General features: G+C 68.3%; 3 protein-coding genes. 2 read left to right on the top strand and 1 reads right to left on the bottom strand.

All coding sequences use genetic code 11. The features are described 5' to 3' along the window. Both GJV64_RS11865 and gyrB read left to right on the top strand, forming a co-directional pair. A partial coding sequence (locus tag GJV64_RS11865) for an EAL domain-containing protein (RefSeq protein ID WP_164157423.1) occupies positions 1–825 on the top strand: 825 nt, incomplete at its 5' end. A gap of 115 nt (positions 826–940) precedes the next feature. Continuing rightward, positions 941–3,355, top strand: coding sequence for a DNA topoisomerase (ATP-hydrolyzing) subunit B (gene gyrB / locus GJV64_RS11860; RefSeq protein WP_164157422.1), 2,415 nt, complete (start codon positions 941–943; stop codon positions 3,353–3,355). Here the strand turns inward: gyrB and GJV64_RS11855 are convergent. Continuing rightward, the gene (locus GJV64_RS11855) at positions 3,352–4,416 is read right to left on the bottom strand and encodes a P1 family peptidase (RefSeq protein WP_164157421.1); all 1,065 of its coding nucleotides are present in this window, start codon (positions 4,414–4,416) and stop codon (positions 3,352–3,354) included. The two genes, gyrB and GJV64_RS11855, sit on opposite strands and share 4 nt — an antisense overlap.

The following is a 4,416-nucleotide window of genomic DNA, read 5'->3' as shown; positions in this document are numbered from 1 at the left end:
GTGCGGCGGACTCGGCTGGCCGATGCGCTGCGCCAGGCGCTGGCGCAGCGCCGGCTGATCGCCGCACTGCAGCCGCAGCAGCGCCTGTCCGACGGCTCGGTGATGGGCTTCGAGGCGCTGGCGCGCTGGCGCCACGAGGGTGAATGGGTGCCGCCGGCCGAGTTCATCGCGCTGGCGGAGGATGTCGGCCTCGCCCAGCCGCTGGGCATCCAGGTGATGGAGGCGGCGCTGGCCGGCTTTGGCGCCATGCTGGCGGCCGGGCTGGACCCCGGCCATCTTGCCGTCAACGTCTCCACCGCCCAGCTGCTGGCCGATGATTTCCTCGATTCCGTGCGCCGGGCGCTGGCCCGCCATGGCGTGCCACCCGGCCGCCTGGAGGTGGAGGTGACCGAGACGGTGCTGCTCGACCGCTCGATCGCCCGCATCGGCCAGGCGCTGGAGGCGCTGCGGGCCATGGGGTGCACGCTGGCCATGGATGATTTCGGCACCGGCTATGCCTCGCTCTCGCACCTCACCAGCTTCCCGGTCGACCGGCTGAAGGTGGACAAGAGCTTCACGCGCGCCATCGACAGCGAGGGCGATCGCGGCCTGATCGCGCGCACGCTGATCCAGCTGGGCCGTGGCCTCGGGCTGGAGGTGATCGCCGAAGGGGTGGAAACCGCCAGCCAGCGCGACTTCCTGATGGCCCATGGCTGCACCGCCATCCAGGGCTATCTGTTCGCGCGGCCGATGCTGGCAGCAGAAGCGCTGCCCTGGCTGCGCCGCCAGCAGGCCGGCACCGGCCTGCCGCGCATGCCCGGCATCCTGAGCGGGCGCTGGCGCTGACGGCCGCAGTCGCTGCCCCAGCAGCCGGCGTCATCACGCTGCAATATCTTGTCGCGCGCGCGGGCGCGATTGCCTATAGGCTGGAGCATGTCCCGCTCCTGCCGAGGCCTGCCCCTTGACCGACACAACTGATCCCGCCGGGCCCGAGCCCGCCGGCCAGCAGAATGACTATGGCGCCGACAGCATCAAGGTGCTGCGCGGCCTGGATGCGGTGCGCAAGCGCCCGGGCATGTACATCGGTGATACCGACGATGGTTCGGGCCTCCACCACATGGTGTTCGAGGTGTCCGACAATGCCATCGACGAGGCGCTGGCCGGTTATTGCGACCGGATCGATATCAGCCTGAACCCCGATGGCTCGGTGAGCGTGACCGACAATGGCCGCGGCATCCCCACCGGCATCCATGCCGAAGAGGGCGTGTCGGCTGCCGAGGTCATCATGACCCAGCTGCACGCGGGCGGAAAGTTCAACAACAGCGACGACAATGCCTACAAGGTGTCGGGCGGCCTGCACGGGGTGGGCGTGTCGGTGGTCAACGCCCTGTCGGAATGGCTGGAGCTGACCATCTGGCGCGACGGCCATGAGCATTGGATGCGCTTCCACCACGGCGAGAGCCAAGCGCCGCTGAAGGTGGTGGGGCCCTCCAATGGCAAGCGCGGCACCCGCGTCACCTTTTTTCCCTCCGCCGCCACCTTCAAGACCATCGAGTTCGACTATGGCCGGCTGGAGCATCGCTTCCGCGAGCTGGCCTTCCTCAATTCCGGCGTGCGCCTGGTGCTCACCGATGCCCGCCATGCCGAGGTGAAGTCGGTCGATCTCTATTATGAAGGCGGCATCGCGGCCTTCGTGAAATATCTCGACAAGTCGAAGCAGCCGTTGATCCCCAATCCCATCGCCATCACCGGCCAGGCCAACGACATCGGCATCGATGTCGCGCTGGAATGGAACGACAGCTATTACGAACAGGTACTCTGCTTCACCAACAACATCCCGCAGCGCGACGGCGGCACCCACCTGGCGGCCTTCCGCGCCGCGCTCACCCGCACGCTCAACAGCTATGCCGAGCAGTCGGGCCTCCTGAAGAAGGAGAAGGTGAGCCTGACCGGCGACGACATGCGTGAAGGGCTCACCGCCATCGTCTCGGTGAAGCTGCCCGACCCGAAGTTTTCGAGCCAGACCAAGGACAAGCTGGTCAGCTCCGAAGTGCGCCAGCCGCTGGAAAGCCTGATGGCCGACCGGCTGGACGTGTGGCTGCAGGAAAACCCCCAGCACGCCCGCACCATCGTCGCCAAGATCATCGACGCTGCCGCCGCCCGCGAAGCGGCGCGGAAGGCGCGCGACCTGACGCGGCGCAAGGGCGCGCTCGACATCGCTTCGCTGCCCGGCAAGCTGGCCGACTGTCAGGAGCGCGACCCGGCCAAGTCCGAACTGTTCCTTGTGGAGGGCGACAGCGCCGGCGGCAGCGCCAAGCAGGGCCGCAACCGCCAGTATCAGGCCATTCTCCCCCTGCGCGGCAAGATATTGAACGTGGAGCGGGCCCGGCTTGACCGCATGCTGGGCAGCCGCGAGATCGGCACGCTGATCCAGGCGCTGGGCACCGGCATCGCGCAGGATTTCGACATCGCCAAGCTGCGCTATCACAAGATCGTCATCATGACCGACGCCGACGTGGACGGCGCCCATATCCGCACCCTGCTGCTGACCTTCTTCTTCCGCCACATGCCGGCGCTGATCGAGGCCGGGCATCTCTTCATCGCGCAGCCACCGCTCTACAAGGTCACGCGCGGCCGCTCGGAAGTGTATCTGAAGGACAATGCCGCGCTGGAGGATTATCTGGTCGAGGCTGGCACCGGAACGCTGATCCTCAACACTGCCGCAGGCCCGCGCTCTGGCGCCGATCTGGCAGCACTGGTCGATCATGCCCGGCGGATGCGCGCCCTGATGGATTATGTGCCGCGCAAATATCCGGCGCTGATCGTCGAGGCGCTGGCCTTGAATGGCGCGCTGGCCGGTGCGTCGCAGCCGGCCGCAGCCGCCACGGCTGCCTGGTTGAACGCTGCGGAAACCGATGGCGGGGTTTGGAAGGCGGAACTGTCGGTCGATGGCGGTTACACGCTCGAACGCGCCTGGCGCGGTGTCACCGACTACTATGTGATCGATGGCGGCTTCCTGTCGGCGCCCGAGGCGCCGCGCCTGCATGTGCTGGCCGCTGCCGAAGCCGCCGCCTATGCCGCCCCAGCCATGCTGGGCACGATGCGCGTCACCCGCCCGTCGGACCTGCTGTCGGGCGTGCTCGATGCCGGGCGCAAGGGGCTGGCCATCCAGCGCTACAAGGGTCTGGGCGAGATGAATGCCGAACAGCTGTGGGAAACCACGCTCGATCCGGCCGCCCGCACGCTCCTCAGGGTCGATGTCGCCGATGCGGCTGACGCCGACGACATCTTCGCCAAGCTGATGGGTGATGTGGTGGAGGAGCGGCGCAGCTTCATCCAGGAAAACGCGCTGAACGTCGCCAACCTCGACGTCTAGCGTCCGGCCAGCAGCCGCTTCACCAACGACGTGTCGACCGCGACGGCCTGCCGGGTGCTCCCGCTGGCCGGTTCACGGCTGGTCACCGTCTCGGCCATCAGCAGACTATTGGCGATGGCTTCTTCCGTGGCGTCGGCGGCGGCAATGAACAGCGGCGTGACATTGTCGTTGCCCACGTCTGGCGTGGCGGCGCCGGCGGCGCGGCGAGCGGGGGTTCGGCGCACCGCCTGGGCGGTGGAGAAGGCGATGGCATAATCGCCCGAACCGTTGGAGAAGGCCGAGCCGGTGCGGGCGAGGCCTGCCATGGCGCGGGCTGCCAGCCGGGTGAGGTTGCGGTCGCTCAAGGGCGCGTCCGTCGCCACCACCATCATGATCGAGCCATCAGCGGACACACGCGCTGCGGTCTTGCCCGGCGGCGGCGGGATCGGGACGCCGCCAAGGATCAGCCGGCCGCCGAAGTTGCTCTGCACCAACACGCCAACCGTGAAGCCTTCGGGCGTGACGCGGGAGGATGTGCCGATCCCGCCCTTGTACCCAAAGGCAATGGTGCCGCGGCCGGCGCCGACTGCGCCTTCCGCCACCGGCCCACCGCGGGCTTCGGCGATGGCGCGGCGGGCATCGGCAATGGTCACGGCGCGCGCGCGGATGTCGTTGAGGCCGCCATCATTGGTCTCGCCCACCACCGCATTGACCGAGCGCACGGCCTGGTTGCCGGCCTGCGCCAGCGTGTGCTCGATGATGGCGGCGGCGGCCTCGGGCACATTCAGCGTGTTGGTCAACAGGATCGGTGTCTCGATCTCGCCCAGTTCCTTCACCTGGCTGAGGCCTATCAACTTGCCGAAACCATTGGCGACCACGATGCCAGCGGGCACCTTGTCTGCAAAGATGTTGCCGCCGTGGGGCAGGATGGCGGTGACGCCGGTGCGGACCGTGTCGCCGCGATCCAGCGTGACCTGGCCGACAGCCACGCCCGGCACATCGGTGATGGCATTCAGCGGCCCGGTGGGCAGCGGCCCCGGCGCGATGCCCAGGGCGCGGGCCCGTTCGGCGGCGGCTGGCAG

Origin of the sequence: Sandarakinorhabdus rubra, assembly GCF_010994245.1 — a bacterium.
GTDB lineage: Bacteria > Pseudomonadota > Alphaproteobacteria > Sphingomonadales > Sphingomonadaceae > Sandarakinorhabdus > Sandarakinorhabdus rubra.
Note: the sequence above shows the minus strand (reverse complement) of the source record. Positions and strands in the feature narration are given on the sequence as shown.